Origin of the sequence: Paenibacillus sp. GYB006 (assembly GCF_036577645.1) — a bacterium.
GTDB lineage: Bacteria > Bacillota > Bacilli > Paenibacillales > Paenibacillaceae > Paenibacillus.
Genome location: NZ_JARBDA010000004.1, coordinates 45,404 through 60,785, shown reverse-complemented (window position 1 = coordinate 60,785; position 15,382 = coordinate 45,404). Strand labels below are relative to the sequence as shown.

Annotated in this window: 14 protein-coding genes; 3 read left to right on the top strand and 11 right to left on the bottom strand. The window is 38.8% G+C overall.

The window, feature by feature from the left end:
* The first annotated feature begins 210 nt into the window (after positions 1–210).
* On the top strand, positions 211–1,860 hold the full coding sequence (locus tag PV403_RS11320) for a diguanylate cyclase domain-containing protein (protein ID WP_332084645.1): 1,650 nt from the start codon (positions 211–213) through the stop codon (positions 1,858–1,860).
* A gap of 117 nt (positions 1,861–1,977) precedes the next feature.
* On the opposite strand, the gene PV403_RS11315 is transcribed toward PV403_RS11320, so the two are convergent.
* A complete protein-coding gene (locus PV403_RS11315; RefSeq protein ID WP_332084644.1) occupies positions 1,978–2,877 on the bottom strand; it encodes an alpha/beta fold hydrolase in 900 nt (299 codons plus the stop codon).
* A gap of 125 nt (positions 2,878–3,002) precedes the next feature.
* Between PV403_RS11315 and glsA the strand changes: the two genes are divergently transcribed.
* Entirely contained in the window at positions 3,003–3,941 is a 939-nt protein-coding gene (gene glsA, locus PV403_RS11310; RefSeq protein ID WP_332084987.1) for a glutaminase A, read from the top strand.
* A 141-nt stretch (positions 3,942–4,082) separates the two neighbouring features.
* On the opposite strand, the gene PV403_RS11305 is transcribed toward glsA, so the two are convergent.
* The 9 genes from PV403_RS11305 to PV403_RS11265 all read right to left on the bottom strand — a co-directional run bounded on the left by PV403_RS11305 (position 4,083) and on the right by PV403_RS11265 (position 13,286).
* Positions 4,083–6,689 (bottom strand): FtsX-like permease family protein, encoded by a 2,607-nt coding sequence (locus tag PV403_RS11305; RefSeq protein WP_332084643.1) that lies wholly within the window; start codon positions 6,687–6,689, stop codon positions 4,083–4,085.
* Positions 6,686–7,369: an ABC transporter ATP-binding protein gene (locus PV403_RS11300; RefSeq protein WP_332084642.1), complete on the bottom strand. Its 684-nt coding sequence runs from the start codon at positions 7,367–7,369 to the stop codon at positions 6,686–6,688. The genes PV403_RS11305 and PV403_RS11300 overlap by 4 nt, the downstream gene beginning before the upstream one ends.
* A gap of 199 nt (positions 7,370–7,568) precedes the next feature.
* A complete protein-coding gene (locus PV403_RS11295; protein WP_332084641.1) occupies positions 7,569–8,570 on the bottom strand; it encodes a sensor histidine kinase in 1,002 nt (333 codons plus the stop codon).
* 1 nt (position 8,571) lies between these two features.
* The gene (locus PV403_RS11290) at positions 8,572–9,255 is read right to left on the bottom strand and encodes a response regulator transcription factor (RefSeq protein ID WP_332084640.1); all 684 of its coding nucleotides are present in this window, start codon (positions 9,253–9,255) and stop codon (positions 8,572–8,574) included.
* A 204-nt stretch (positions 9,256–9,459) separates the two neighbouring features.
* Positions 9,460–10,569 carry a phosphotransferase gene (locus tag PV403_RS11285; RefSeq protein WP_332084639.1) on the bottom strand — a complete coding sequence of 370 codons (1,110 nt, stop codon included), beginning with the start codon at positions 10,567–10,569 and terminating at the stop codon, positions 9,460–9,462.
* Between the two features lie 91 nt (positions 10,570–10,660).
* Positions 10,661–11,245, bottom strand: a complete 585-nt coding sequence (locus PV403_RS11280; RefSeq protein WP_332084638.1) for a hypothetical protein — start codon at positions 11,243–11,245, stop codon at positions 10,661–10,663.
* Between the two features lie 114 nt (positions 11,246–11,359).
* On the bottom strand, positions 11,360–12,148 hold the full coding sequence (locus PV403_RS11275; RefSeq protein WP_332084637.1) for an ABC transporter permease subunit: 789 nt from the start codon (positions 12,146–12,148) through the stop codon (positions 11,360–11,362).
* On the bottom strand, positions 12,145–13,050 hold the full coding sequence (locus PV403_RS11270) for an ABC transporter ATP-binding protein (RefSeq protein ID WP_332084636.1): 906 nt from the start codon (positions 13,048–13,050) through the stop codon (positions 12,145–12,147). The genes PV403_RS11275 and PV403_RS11270 overlap by 4 nt, the downstream gene beginning before the upstream one ends.
* A complete protein-coding gene (locus PV403_RS11265; protein WP_213535142.1) occupies positions 13,047–13,286 on the bottom strand; it encodes a PLD nuclease N-terminal domain-containing protein in 240 nt (79 codons plus the stop codon). Before PV403_RS11265 ends, PV403_RS11270 begins: the two co-directional genes overlap by 4 nt.
* Positions 13,287–13,419: 133 nt before the next feature.
* Here PV403_RS11265 and PV403_RS11260 point away from each other — a divergent pair, with 133 nt between their 5' ends.
* Positions 13,420–13,959 (top strand): helix-turn-helix domain-containing protein, encoded by a 540-nt coding sequence (locus tag PV403_RS11260; RefSeq protein ID WP_332084635.1) that lies wholly within the window; start codon positions 13,420–13,422, stop codon positions 13,957–13,959.
* 181 nt (positions 13,960–14,140) lie between these two features.
* On the opposite strand, the gene PV403_RS11255 is transcribed toward PV403_RS11260, so the two are convergent.
* A complete protein-coding gene (locus PV403_RS11255) occupies positions 14,141–15,355 on the bottom strand; it encodes an MFS transporter (RefSeq protein WP_332084634.1) in 1,215 nt (404 codons plus the stop codon).
* Between the last annotated feature and the right edge of the window lie 27 nt (positions 15,356–15,382).

The window sequence follows — 15,382 nt, the reverse complement described above, 5'->3', positions numbered from 1 at the left end:
GTATTAATACACACATCTTAACTCTTCAACTAATTTCATGTGTTATTAATTAATTAATTACAATAGTAATACAAAATATAACAAATAGCGATAAAAACCGACAAATTCTATGGATTATTTTTCCTTTTCATGTTATATTCACACTGTTCACTTTATATGAAAAAGCCTCGTTCTGTGAGTCTTAAAACATATTAGACGTGGGAGGCTATCATGATTAAATTACGTACGATTCTTGTTCTTACATTCACATCTTTTGTCATTTTATTAACTGCAATCATTGGGACACTCCTAAGCAATCGTTCAGCAGTGAGATTACAAAATGAGATCGGTCAATCCCTTTCGAGTATCGCTTATCAAATGTCGGACAAACTCGATAGTTTCATGTGGTCCCGTGCAGGTGAGGTTGAGATTTTAGCAGCTATGATGGAAATGGAACAAACTCAAGATGTAGATAAGACCCAAAAGTTACTTAATCAATTAAAGGCGAGCTTTCCCTCTTTCTCCTGGGTTGGATTTATGGACGACCACGGTGAAGTGCTAGCTGCAACTGACGGAATATTAGTAGGAAACAACATAGCTGAACGTCCTGTTTTTAAAGAAGGAATCAAAGGAAAGTTTATCGGAGATGTACATGAAGGTGTATTACTCTCGAAACTTCTTCCAAATCCCACGGGAGAACCCTTACAGTTCGTCGATATCAGTTTACCCGTACAAGGTAAATCCGGAACTACAATTGGTGTACTTGCTGCTCACTTAAGCTGGGAATGGTCAAAGGAAGTTCAGAGAACGATTCTCGAACCTCAGAAGGACCATATAAAAGACTTAGAATTATTCATTATCAGTAAAGCAGACAGCACGGTACTGCTTGGCCCGAAGAATATGGTGGGTGAGAAACTTAATATTAGCAGCGTTACAAAAAGTCAAAAAGGAGAGAACGACTGGGAAGTTGAGGAATGGCCCAATGGAAAAAGCTACCTCACGGGTTATGCTTATGGGGATGGTTATCTGAATTATGAAGGCCTCGGCTGGACTGTACTGGTTAGACAACCTACCGATGTCGCATTTTCTTCTATGAGCCAAATGATGAACAGTTTTATTTTTATTGGTATTATAGCATCCATCGTATTTGCCACCATCGGTTGGTTTCTTGCGGAGACGATTTCCAGACCCATTCGCGGAATAACAGCAGCAGCGAATCAGCTTCGTTCAGGTAGTAATGTTACCATTCCTGAATACAAGAGATTTGCTGAGATCCACAGTCTTTCTACATCGCTGCGAAGTTTAGTTGAATCGTTAAGTCGTTCTGAATCTGCACTCGGAGATATGAAACTTCTCGCTGAAAAAGATCAATTGACCGGACTTCCGAACCGTATCGCACTTGAACGTTATCTAGAAGAAACGATTGAACATCTCGATCTCCCCTTCGAGACACTTGCATTTATGTACATTGACTTGGATGGTTTCAAAAAAGTAAATGACACACTAGGCCACCAAGTAGGCGACTTGCTCCTACAGAAAGTTGCACAAAGACTTCTTGTGGTTACGAAACCCGGCAACATTACTGTTCGATTGGGAGGAGATGAGTTTCTGCTCATTCTTCGATCATCACAGGCTGTTTCTTATCAAGAGTCTCTTGATTTAGCTGAGGAAATCATCACTTTCATGAACAAGCCATTTATTGTTGATTTCAATCATGTTTCCATAGGCTGTAGTATTGGCGTGGCATTCTATCCTTTACATGATCCGAATGTCGGTAACATTATTCGAATAGCGGATGAATGTTTATATCGATCGAAGCAGTCTGGAAGAAATCGAGTTACATTTTATGAAGAACATCAAGAAGAACAAAACGATTCATAAAAGTATAAAATGCGGCGTAGCAGACATTTCTGCTATTGCCGCATTTTTTAATATCAATGAGATTAGTATGCAGAACATCGTTCCTATATCGTGTACCCATCCGTTCCTCAAAATGTTCTAGTTTTGTTTAATGAAACTTATGATCACCTGCTTATATTTCTCCGGTTCTTCAAGTCTTGGAAAGTGAGCACTTTTATCAAAAGATACGATGGAATGATTAGGTATTTGTTGTCTATATGTTTCCTGTTGTTCTACCGTACATACGGGATCGAATACACCTGTAATTAACAGTGAAGGTTGAGTAAGTTTGTGGAGCTTTGGAAGTAAACTTTTAAAAAATTCGCCCTCCTCCTGCAGTTTATTGATATGTATCTGACCCCTTTCCCAAAGTTCGCCCGGTGGAACCAACCGATCTACCAATTCATTATATACTTCAGGGTTCATGCCTTTGAAGTAAAGATGATCACGATGTTCACCTAATTGTTGCCCAATCTCCCCCCAAGCATTCCAAAGATCACTTGCTGAGAAATCTCCCTCTACATACTGATTACACTTCTGGATGCCTTCTTGATGGTTTAAAGATTGAAAAATAGGTAATGCACTTTGAATAAAATTTCTCATTGAGCTTTTTATATCAAAAGAAGGGGTTTCAAATATTACTCTTTTTACGGTATTCGGATACTGAATCGCATAGTTAAATGCCACATATCCACCAAATGAATGCCCTAACACAGTCCACTGACGAATCCCTAAATGAATCCGTAAAGCCTCACAATCTTCTATGATATTTTGTATGCAAAACGTTTCTCCTTCTGATATAGGGTCAGATCTCAATACTCCTCTTTGATCAAAAGCAATCACCCTTACGGTTTCCGATAACTCCAATGCCTGATGATAACAGAAATCGACGCAACTGGCTCCAGGTCCTCCATGTAAATATAATAATGCCTCTTCGCATGTGTTGTTGTATTCCTCAACATATAACCGAGTACCTCGAATGGGTAGTAAGGATTTCATTGTCTCCTCCTTTTTTCTTCACTCTTAATTATTATCCCCCTTCACTTATAATCCTTCCGATATGTGGGAAAAGTAAGATGAATCATTTTCTCCCCTACATGTTTGATGAAAAGGAGCACCCGATGATGAATATCGAGATTGAAAAGTTACGAAAGCAACTTCCTGAATGGGTTAAATCAAGTGTACCTCACTCCTCTGCTGGAAAAGTCGCTTCTTATATACCTGAATTAGCAAAAGCCTCTCATGATGCCTTAGGGATCACACTTTTGAACACAAAAGGAGAATTTGCTTCCGCTGGAAACTTTGAAATGCGTTTTACGATGCAAAGTATATCTAAAGTGTACACCCTGATTTTAGCCCTTATGGATAATGGAGAAGATAAAGTATTTAGTAAAGTTGGTATGGAGCCGACAGGAGATAACTTTAACTCCATGCTTAAGCTTGAACTCGTTAGACCCGGTATTCCTTTCAATCCATTTATTAATGCAGGAGCCATTATGGTCTCTTCTTTAATTCATGGGAGCAGTCAAAAAGAGAAATCAGAACGAATTCTTCAATTTTTCAAAGAACTTGCGAATAATGATAACCTAAAACATGATGAAGATGTTTTTCACTCAGAGCTTGAATCAGGACATTTGAATCGTTCCATTGCTTACTTTTTAAAAGGAAATGGTGTTCTTGATGGAGATGTCGAAGAGGTGCTGCAAATTTACTTTTGTCACTGCTCTATTCTCGTCAATTGCGCTGACTTAGCACGAATGGCTTTAGTTCTAGCTTGTGATGGGACAGATCCTTTGACTGGAAAAGAACTAATTCCGCATAGGGTTGTACAAATAGCAAAGACATTCATGACAACTTGCGGAATGTATAATGCATCTGGTGAATTTGCAATACAAGTCGGCTTACCTGCCAAGAGCGGGGTGTCTGGCGGTATTCTAGCACTGGTTCCAGGCCGCTATGGGATTGGGGTCATTGGACCCTCACTGAATGATAAGGGAAATAGTCAAGCCGGGATCGAATTACTTGAGAAAATCTCACAAGAGATGAAATGGAGCATCTTCTAACATTTCGGCTTAAAGCAGCTAAAGGTGTTATGAAATTAATTCACTTAAATATAAAAAATGAAGCTCTGCCTATTCGTTAGAACTAAATTTGAATAGCAGAGCTTCTTTTATGGATTGAATCCGATGAGCAGAGTAACTGAATTAAATATTTTCCTGTTTCAACGCATCAATGATATTTTCTTTCTTCACTTTGGAGCTGGAATACAGCATAGCCGCACTTACAATCAAAAACACAGCTAAGATAACAAACAGTATACTAAGCCAAGGTAGTGAAAATCCGAACGTGAAGCTGTTCATCATAGATCGGTAAATGAGGTACATCGCCAGGATACTTATAGGAAGACCATATAACAGGGACTTGATCCCGTAGAAGATACTCTCGTAATTGATCATTTTTCTAAACCCTTTTGGCGTCATTCCCATTGATTTCAGCATCGCAAATTCACGTTTCCGAAGCGATATGCTGGTTGAGATCGTATTAAAAATATTAGCAACAGATATTAGCGTAATTAACGCGATAAATCCATACGTGAATACGGACATAAGTAAAACCATCTGTTCTTCACCTTGCCGGTTCTTATACACATTATTAATATAAATATTGTTCTGTTTCATTTCTTCAATAGAATATTGCAGTGCTAATGGATCTGAACTCGATAGGTAAAGTGAGTCTCTCATATTCTTTTTCATACTCTCAGTGACCAGCGTTTTAAAAACCTGATCTGAAACAACGATATTCAGGTTACCCAGATAGGAAGGAGTAATACCTAAAGGCATCTCTTCAGTTAATGCAGCAATTTTTATAGGCCCCATACTTGTTTCTTCTTCTGTATCCCAGTCGGTATAATTAAGATCGATCTGATCTCCTTTTTCCAAATAGATCGCTTTTGTTTCTACATTTTTTCTTGTTTCATAATCTTCATATCTATTTTGGTTGATTACAATCGCAGCCGGTTCATCAAGATCTATTAACTGATCGTAATCGGCTCCTGCCTTTTCAGCGTATGCCTTTAGATTGATATCATCCAGGGCAGAAATTTGAATATAATATGGATATTTTCCGTCTTTTAGAATGCTTTCGTCTTCCTTTAGAGTCTCTTTTAGTTCATCAGCAATGAAAGCTTTATCAATCAAAGAATTTGCTTCTAACGATTGAATATAATTAGCATCTGTGACATTGGGAAGAGCAGTAATCGAGTTAACCAGCTCAGCTGTTTCTTCTTCCGTGTCCAGTTCCATCTGAACTAAAATATCATAATTCAACCCGCTGGAAGATAGTTCAATCGACTTTTGCATCATGGAAGTAAAAAAGGCAATGCTTAGAAACAAAATAATACTGATCACAAGTGAAAAAACAGTCGCTTGGTACCTGCGTTTATTTCTTTTTAAGTTCTTTAGACCAATCTCTGCTTCCATGCCAAATACCTTACGAACAAACTTTGAGGTTTTCACCGCTTTTCGAGTCAGCTTTACATCCTGGGTCTGACGAATCGCATCTATAGCAGAAATCTTAGAAGCTTTCCTAGCAGGTATATACGTTGAGATAAAGATCGTCAGCATCGAAACAAGACAAGTGATAAGAATAGTAGACGGTGTTACTGTTACCGTTAATTTTTCAGAAACTCCTAACACACCTTGAATTAACGGATTTATACACACAAACGTAATCGCAATACCAGCAAGTCCAAAAATGATACCAAGAGGGATACTAATGATTCCAATCACGAATCCTTCAAAGTACACCGAATTTCTTTTTTGTCTTTTTGTTGCCCCTACACTTGCTAGCATCCCTAAATGTCTAGCTCGTTCAGAAACCGAAATTGCAAACGCATTGTAAATCAAGGCGATCGAACCGACCATAATAATAGTCATGATGATAGCGGATAATGAAAAAAGCATAGTTCGCAAATCACTGTTACTTGTAACGCCAGAATAACGCAGCAGAGAATTATTATAGACGATTTTTTCAATATGATTGTTCTTAGCCAATTCTTTAGCATGAGCGTACAGCGAGTTATCCACTTTGTTTAGAACAACGGTCGCCGTAACCTTATCTCCAGCTGACATTAGATTTTCATCAAAATAACTTATCGCCGTATATCCAGGCGCTTGAGCGGGTTCCCATTCAGGACGTTTTATAATCCCTACCACCGTGTACTCCTGGGTAGTCTGGTTTTGAAGACGCTCTTCCATACGATCATTCATTTTACGTAATGATTCATTCTGATTTAGGTCATAGTTTTCACTTTCATCATCACCAGTAGTAATTCGCTCCCCCACTTGTAACGTTATGGAGTCACCAACTTTATAATCCACTTTTGCATTTGAAGCTATTTCTTCCGAGATAATGAGTTCATTCTTTGCTTGTGGAAAGCGTCCTTCCATTAGTTCAATAGGAAACTGTTCAAAGCCTTTCTCATTATATGACTTGATATATAGATATGGCTTATTGTCATTCTGGCTTCCCTCTAAAGGGGCGTATCCCAGATCTTTTGAGATGACTAGTTTTTTGGTAGCCTCATCTGCTTCAATCACATTAAGCTGAGCTTTATTTACATTGTGGTATTGTACATGCCATTCCCCTTCCGTTGCGATACTCTGTCTCTTCATAAGATCAATAAAGGAAACACCGAGAGACGCTACCGCAATAATCATGGCAACTGAAATAATGACGCCCAAAATGGTAACCAACGTTCTACGTTTGTTTAATCTTAAATGCCGTAATGTTAATTTATTGACGATATTCACGGACGAATCACCTCATCTTTAGCGATCCTTCCATCTTCTATCGTAATAATTCGATCTGCTTGAAGAGCGATTCGTTCATCATGAGTAATGACAATAAGGGTTTGATTGTAAGTTTTATTAAACATTTTCAGAAGATCAACGATTTCAGCGCTGTTCTTGCTATCTAGATTCCCCGTCGGTTCATCTGCTAGCATAATGGAAGGGTTACTGATGAGCGCTCTGCCAATGGACACGCGCTGCTGTTGTCCTCCTGACAACTGATTAGGTAGATGCCCTAGACGCTTTTCTAAATTTAACAGCTTCACCGTATCCGCAAATTGTTTCTTATCCACCTTATGTCCATCGAGCAGGAGAGGAAGCGTAATATTCTCTTCCACTGTTAATACCGGTATTAGATTATAGAACTGATAAATCAGTCCAATTTGTCTGCGCCGAAATATCGCAAGCTGTGTTTCGTTCAAAGCATAAATATCTGTATTATCCACATATATTTTACCGCTCGTTGGCTGATCTACGCCTCCGAGCAGATGAAGAATGGTTGATTTTCCCGAGCCTGACGGCCCAATGATGGCGACGAACTCGCCCCTATTCACCGAAAAAGAAACATCATCCAGCGCCTTTACTGCTGTATCGCCTTTTCCGTATATTTTAGTTAGATTTTCTACTTTTAAAATCTCCATAATGATGACCCCCTCTGTTCATGAGATCAGTATATCTACCTTCCATGACTCTCCGGTGACTCTTAAGTGACTTTTTAGTCACTTAAGAGTCACCTAGCTGAAGAACTGTTATGCCTGAGTCAATTGTGTAGCTCATACATTGTTGAATTTGAAAATGTATACTTTTAACTCATGTAAATATCGTTATTACGGAATTAATTCAAATGACATGTTTATAAAATTTGATGTGAAACTCGGTTCCCGCTCCAGGCTCGCTTTTTACATCAATCGTTCCATTTTGACTCGTAATAATACTTTGTGCGAGTGCAAGGCCAATTCCTACACTGTCTTCACTTGCCTGTTTTCCTTTAAAGAACCGCTTAAATAGATGAGGGATCTCATCCTTTGGTATTCCTTTTCCGTTATCCGAGATGATAATCTCCGTGAAAAGGGCGTTTTCAGCGTATGATATGGTGATTTCTCCGCCTGCTGGCGTATGTTCAACTCCATTTTTCAAAATATTAACCATCGCTTCTGAGGACCAATTCAGGTCACCAAGAAAGGAAGTTGAATCTTCTCCATTAATGATGAGTTTTTGTTCCTTAATATCCATCGGAACGAGCACAGGCTCAATTGACTTTTGAATCAGCTCGCTTACCTTAACACGATCCTTTTTAAACTGAGCTGTACCTGCATCTATTTTCGAAAATTTCAGTAACGCAGAAATAAGCCAACCGATTCGATCAAGTTGGATACTGATATTCCGTACGAACTCTATTCGTTTGCTTCGATCCAGATCTGGATCACTTAATAAATCGGCCATGACCGTCATGGAGGTAAGCGGTGTTTTGAGCTGATGAGATATGTCAGAGATCGCATTGGTCAGTTTTATTTTATCTTCCTGTAAAAGAGACCGTTGCTCCGATAACATGAGTGTTACTTTATAGATATCGTTCTTAAGAATACTGAGCTCGCCTTCCTGGTTATCACGTACATCCAGTGAATAGTTGCCGCTCGTAATTTCACGAAGATAGCTTGATAACTTAGCAATCTCTCGGTACCGGTACCGAGTATATAATATACTACAAGTGATGAGTACTGCTGCAGTAACGATGGTGATCCATGCGGTTTCCCTTGAAATCACTAGTGAAGTGATAACAGCAATTAGACTGAACGAAGACATGGTCAGTAGTAACATTCGAATTTCTTTATTTCGGAACATCCTAATCACCAACCTTATATCCTAAACCGCGCACGGTTTTAATCAGCTTCGGTTCTTGTGGATTATCCTCTAACTTTTCTCGCAGCCTTTTAATATATACGGATAACGTATTATCGTTTACGAAATCACCTGCTACATCCCATATCCGTTCTAGGAGCTGAGTTCTAGATAGAACTTGTCCAATATGATTCGTAAATATAAGTAGTAAACGATATTCCAGTGCGGTCAGCAGAACCTCTTCTCCATTTTTATACACCTTTCCTTCGAGCGTATTAATTCTCACATTACCTAGTTCAATATAGGTTTGCGGCTTCGTTTGTTTTTGATATCGCCGTAAGACAGATTTAATCCGCGAGAGTAATTCCCGAATTCGGAAAGGTTTTGTTATGTAATCATCGGCTCCCATATCTAGACCCATTACAACATTGACTTCATCATCAATGGCTGTTAAAAAGATGACAGGAATATCACTTCGCTCTTTGACGATATTGCACAGATCATATCCGCTGCCGTCGGGAAGGGATAGGTCAAAAATACATAACGTTAGCTCAGATAACTGATGCTGTAATACCTGCACTGCAGATGCCGCATCATAACAGAGTACTGTCTCATACTGATCCTGCTGCAAGGAATATTCTAGCCCAGATGCTATTGTTCTATCGTCCTCAACAAGTAAAATCTTCATTAGCGTTCATCCTAACTTCAATATAATTAGCCTTTTTCGATGTTTATTCTCTCATAATCAGCGCATATACCAAACTCAATTTTGTTACAAACTCGTTAAAACTGTGCTTCGTCACTTTAGCTTTTTTAGTAAAAAAATCAGACTCATAAAAAAAGCCGCGAGCTGCGCGGCATACGTATGTAGTCATCAGGCTTAGCATACCATTTATAGACTTCCAAGTCGCTCTGCTTGTTCTGCCGAGTCCATCTGAAGCTTAGTAATATATATCAAGCGCTTGCTCTCTGGTGAATCCTTATCTTGCTGGAGCTGTCTTAACATAAGAGGAATTTCCCATACAGAGCGGAAAGCAAAAGAAAGTAAGTAACCGAGTCTAGCAGTTTCCTCGTTCCCATTCCATCCATTCTTCCTAAGTCCACCTATGTATGATGTGAAAATTAGATCTCGATATTCGCTGAGCCTGTCAATCGGCACATTCCCTCGGCTCATCGATAGACCTAGAAAACGGCCTAGATCTTCTCCAACACCTGAAATACTGATAAATTGCCAATCAATCACAGCGAGCTTGTCTTCGTCTTGATACTTATCAGGATACAAGACATTAAACTCATCAAAATCTTGGTGTGATAATGTTCTCGGAAGACTTTCCAAAGCAATTAAGTATTCATTGCGTTTTCTTTCGAACTGCTCATATTTATCAATAATGTTCATTACTTCATTGCTTAGATTCATCTGATTCATTTCTAGCCTTAAGGGCATATTTCGGTATTTATCACATTCACGTATCCAGGAACGCATCCAATATTTATTGATCCAAGCGTGTTGCGGCAGTGATTTCTCATTCACATATGCGGCATGAAATTCTCCTAATTTGGCAGCTGCGTAAGCATAATTCTCTTTCTTCCAATTCGCTCTCTCACCCGTCATATCTTCAAGCCATAACCAAACCGTGCCATCGAATTTTTCTTCCATCTCATAACACTCTGGCGCTATTAAATTACCGGGTAACTGATCAAGTAAACCCGATTCATATGCCAAAATTTCACGTTTCCAATAGTTATAATGACTTGGGTCATCCCGCGTTGAATCAGCAATGACGATTTTAATAATCAAAGACCATTGCCGCATAATTCTCCTGCCTATTTCCGTTTCCCCAGCAACACGGTAGACACCGCCAGTAACGAAATTAAGCTGATCTATCGAAATAGGCGTACATGTCCATTCTTTGATTTTTCCTTGTTCAATCTGAAGAATATGGTTTGTTATCTTATGGATCTTGTCCTGATCGATGCGAATCGGAGTCTCTACTGGAATCATCTTTATGTATTACCTCCCAAAAGAATAGGATAAAGTCATAACCTAATATATTCGTTTCGAGAGCTACTTCACCCTGCTATCTCTTCATTTCTTACGCCTGATCTATAAACAACAGATTTCGGTAAATGAATTTGGAAGATTTATATTTAAAATTAAGGGATATTCCGGGTCCGTCCAAATCCATTTTCACAGAAATGAGTGCCGGTGTACGTACGAAAGAGCGAATTAAACATCGAACAACTTTCTCATTCCCACTCCGTACTGCGTTCGATAAGCTCACTGCAAATGAACGATCCTTCGCAAGTTTATAATAAAAAGGGAGTACAGCGCGTGCGATGGCCTGGTGAATTCTTGGGTCAAATGTAAACTGGGCAGTTCCGGGAATGACCGTCGTACCATTAGAAAATTCTAAATATGGATGTTTAACAGGAAATCCAATGAAATAACCGATGCCATTGGACCCAAGCGAAAGCCCTTTCGCTCTAGGCGAGACTTTGGTGAGTAACTGAACCATCTTATCTAGATCTGGTGCAATTACTGCTTTACTCCATCCATCCGAATAACTCTTATGAAATGCAATTGCTCGGTAAAATGGATACATCACTTTTGCTGTATTTTGCAATACTCGTGCCGGTACAAATCCTTGCGCTCGTTTGGGGAGTTTCTTCTTTACCATAGATGTAACCCTCCTAAAAATACTAGGTTGATTCTTATCTATAGTTTATGTTTCCATATGTAAGCGGATTGGGCTGCAGTAGATAAATAATAAGTCCAAGTATTTTTCTAACTTTTATTTCGGATGATATCTTTTGCTAACAATCCAATAATGCATAACGTAGATCATCAATATAATCCAACATAGAGCGCCTATAGTGGCGGCAATTGCTTTCAGATTTATGGACCCTGTAATTAGAACCTCCATCGCATGCTTACTCATGCTGGCTGAATTCACAAATTCGGTAAGGGGACTAAACCCAACCATGATTCTGCAACCAATCAGAAAAACAATCGAAATGAGTCCAATTATACTCTGACTGTTACCTATCGTACTCACCACTGCAATAAAGGTAACGATAAAGAGCACCCACACAAGATAATAAAATAAAGCGATACACAAGTGTAGAAACGGAACATCCGTAAAAAGATAGCTGACATATAGGTAAGATGCAAAATAACCAATAGTTATGCTAACCGCTGCGATCAAGTAATGCGATATTATTTTTCCAGATAGGTATGAAATGACGCTGACGGGTCTAGTAAGAATAAAAGCCAACATCCCATTTGCTTTGTCTGCTTGAATCATTCCCATCATCGAAATGGCTAGTATGATAATTCCCAGTTGATCAAATTGAGATCCTAAGGTACTAGCTAATACTTCTCCGCCTTGCTGAAGAGTCATACTTGGATCAATCGTGATTCCCTGACCACTGCCTAATGACCCTATAATAGAAGGTAAATAAAAAGTTACGATAGGCTGAGTGATCCCTAAAAGGATAAACGCGATCGGCAGCCATACAATTTTATAATCACGTATCATTTGAACAAATTCTTTGTTAATAAGCACGATAAACGGATTCATTTCTTCACCACCAACTTTAAAAAAATCTCTTCCAAAGTATCATGATCCTCTTGGAACGTAACAAGGTCCACATCATTCGTAAGTGCACTTTTTAATAGCTCTTTTTTGTCCTGTTCCATGTTTTCTACTTCTATGTATAATCGATTGCCAGTAACCACGATCTCTTTGACACAGGGAAGATTTTTCACCTTATTTATCCATGAATGATCTTTCGCTGTGATTTCTAGGACCAGCTTATTTTCCTGATTCTGTTTTACTAATTCAGTGATCGTTGTATCTACCATTTTTGTACCATCCTTGATGATGACAAACCGTTCACATATTTCTTCCGCATCACTGAGGATGTGAGTAGATAACAGAATCGTTGTATCTTCTTTTATTTCTTTAATTAGGTTTAACACTTCTCTTCGGCCGATCGGATCCAGTGCGGATACCGGTTCATCCATAATAATAAGTGAAGGTTTATGAAGTAAAGCTTGCGCAATACCAAGCCTTTGTTTCATTCCTCCTGAAAAGGTCCCTACTTTTGTATCCTCCTCGCCTAATAACCCTACTTTGGCCAAAATTTCAGGGATTTCCGTTGTTAAATCTCGTTTTTTCAGTCCAGAAAGCTGCCCCATAAAAGTAAGTGTTTCTTTGGCCGTCATCCAAGGAAAAAAGTTAGGATACTGTGGTAAATAACCAATCTCCTGCTTCACCCTAGATATCTTTTTCCCATTCAGCAACACCATGCCATCATCTGGGTCGATCATATCCGAAATCACATTGATTAACGTCGATTTCCCAGCTCCATTGGGTCCGATCAAACCTACACATTCTCCTGTCTGCAATTCCATTGAAAAATGGTTCACAGCCGTTTTGTTTTTGAATGTTTTCGTCACATTCTTCACTTCTAACCTCATGATTTTTCACGATCCTTTCTTCCAATTACAAAATAGAGGATGGGCCCAATTGTGTTAACAAAGATGATGACCAGGGCCCAAATAAGAATGTTTTTTCTCGTACTTTTGTGTCTGAATAAGTCAAATAAAGCAAGGAGGACTAATAAAGAACCTACGAGAATAAACGGTAAAATAATGGGGATAAAAGCCATAAAATCGATATCTTTCAGTTCATCAAAGCCATAGTGTAGTTTCATATTTAAATTCACCTCATTCATTTCATTATCGTTATTGATAATGATAATATAACTTTGTTAGTCATCAATTGCAATACCTATTCTCATTATTTATAATAAGAATAATATCCATGACAAAGTGAAGGAGAACACGATGGTCAATAAAGTAGAAATTCTGATGCATCCCGTTCGCATAAAAATCTTGCAGGTATTAGCGAGATATAAAGATACAGGTTTAACCCCTTTAGAAATGGTGAAGGTAATCAAAGACGTACCCCAAGCTACCCTGTATCGTCACATTCAAATTATGTTTGATGCCGGAATTATTCGTGTGATTAGAGAAAAGAAGGTCAAGTCCGTTTCCGAAAAATATTACGCTCTGAATGAAACGGAAGCTAGCTTAAATTCAGAAGAATGGAAAAAAGCTTCTGATGAGATGAAACTTGATTATGTGTCCAATTATCAATTATCACTACTGACTCAATATCAAAGCTATCTTAAGAAATTGAAAGAATTAGATCGACAGGAAGATGGCTCTACTTTTTCTCTAATTGAGTTAAAAATCGATGATAAACAATTCGCGGAATTTCAAAATGAGTTAAATGAATTGGTGACAAAATACTACCATAGCGCGCATAATGAAACCGATGCTCCCGTACGAACCATTGCGGTTACTATTATTCCGGATGCGTAGCACTGAAAATGCAGTAGTTATTCTTAATACAAAAAAAGGCACCACATATATAAATGCGGTGCCCCAGACTGTAGACAAACTAGCTTAAACTAGTTTACCTGCAGTCTTTTTCATTTTATATTATCATAAGCTTAGCTTAGATCTTAAGATTATATTTATAATTTAATGATCGTTTTCCTTTTTAAACGCCTGACTCTTTAAGCCCGGGAATCCGCTCATCTTTCCTTGCTTTCAGTGAAAGAAGGAAACATAAGAACAATACGATTCCAGCAGAAACGTATGGGAAGTTCAGATTAACGTCAAACAGAACTCCGGCAATGACTGGTCCTAAAATGTTACCCATACTTGTAAACGCAGAGTTAAGACCTGCCACATAACCTTGCTGTTCCATTGCCATCTTAGACATCTGTGTACTGATGGTTGGTCTAAGGATATCAATAGCCAGGAATACGATAAAGGTAACGAGCAGAATCATCCAATACTGATGAACAAACAAGGTAAGAACAATAAAGAGTGCTGCCATTAATAGACAGAATGAGACGACATTCTTTTCACCAAATTTGTTCAAAATCCATCCAAATACAGTCACCTGAACGACAGCACCAGCGATCGAACCAAAAGTGATAATAACTGCAATATCTTTTGCAGTGAAGCCGAATTTCTGATCTACGAATAGACCAAATACGGTCTCATAATTGGCAAGGCCAAAAGATGCGACAAGCACAATAACAAGTGCTAGGAAATAGGGTTCACGGTAAGAATTAGCGAGCTGAGTGAGCAGATTTTGTTTTGGAAGTTTCACGATTTCTTTCACCTGATCATCAACAACTTGAGGTTTTGATTCTGGCAATACGATCAGGGTCACAATAGCTGCAATGGTTCCTGCAACAGCTGCTGCATAAAACGGAACCCTGATTCCATATTCAGCAATGAATCCGCCGATTCCAGGTCCAATAATGAAACCTGTGGTAATCGCAGCGTTGATGAGTCCCATTCCCTTGCCGCGTTCTTCTCCTGATGTTACATCTGCCGTATAAGCCATAACGGCTGGCATAATGAGTGCTGCCCCGATTCCCCCGAGCATACGTGCAGCAAATAGGAAAAATGCAGTACTGCTAAGACCGAAGATAAGCTCCGATACCGCAAATATAACCATACCGATAATAATTATTTTTTTGCGTCCCCAGTTGTCTGATAATCTTCCCGCAAGCGGTGAGAATATCAGTTGTGTAAATGAAAATGCTGCTACCAGAAGCCCAACGATACTTCCGCTGATTTGCAGTAAGTCCATATAAGTCGGCATAATTGGAACAACAAGTCCAATTCCCGTAAATATTAAGAAGATGTTTATCATTAGAAGCAGGATAGCGCCTCTATTCCTTAACATTAAAGACATAATTCTTCCTCCATCATGTAGTAACCT